The organism is Bradyrhizobium sp. Kon56, from assembly GCF_055807635.1.
Window position 1 is genome coordinate 1 of record NZ_JBVVOU010000151.1, and the last position, 484, is coordinate 484.

The following is a 484-nucleotide window of genomic DNA, read 5'->3' on the forward strand; positions in this document are numbered from 1 at the left end:
CGACCGCGCCCGACCAGTTCGAGCCGATGCACCAGCGCAACCCAATGGCGACGTCGATCCGCGACTCTGGTGTCAGGGATTCTACGCCGCGATGCGGCTCAGGCTGCCGGCGTGGGCGCCGTTGCTGGACGTCGGCAACGTCAGTCACGGCCTGGTTCTGCCCATCCTGCTGCACTGTCGCGACGATCAGGGCCATCCGCTGCTCGGACCGCCACCAAGGGACCCCGAGACCGGGCACTTTCTCCGTAACGCCGATATTCCAGCAGCTGTCGAGGCCACGCGCCAATACTGGATGCCGATCCGCTACGCACGCGCCCCCTGATCGCCGCAGACGTGGGAGCTCATACCGGTTACGGCCAGCCCGAAGTTCTTAAGAAGTTAGAGATCGAGATCTGCCATGAGTTGAAGGTCGGCGAGAATTATGGCAACCACTTTTATGTAAACCTTGCCTATCGCATCAACCGGCCGATCACGTTTAACGAGC

The 484-nt window shown here is 61.8% G+C and carries 1 protein-coding gene; it reads right to left on the minus strand.

Annotation, left to right across the window (positions count from 1 at the left end):
• On the minus strand, positions 1–196 hold a 196-nt coding region (locus AC0L3B_RS38375; protein WP_473382788.1), incomplete at its 3' end, for a hypothetical protein.
• Positions 197–484 lie beyond the last annotated feature (288 nt).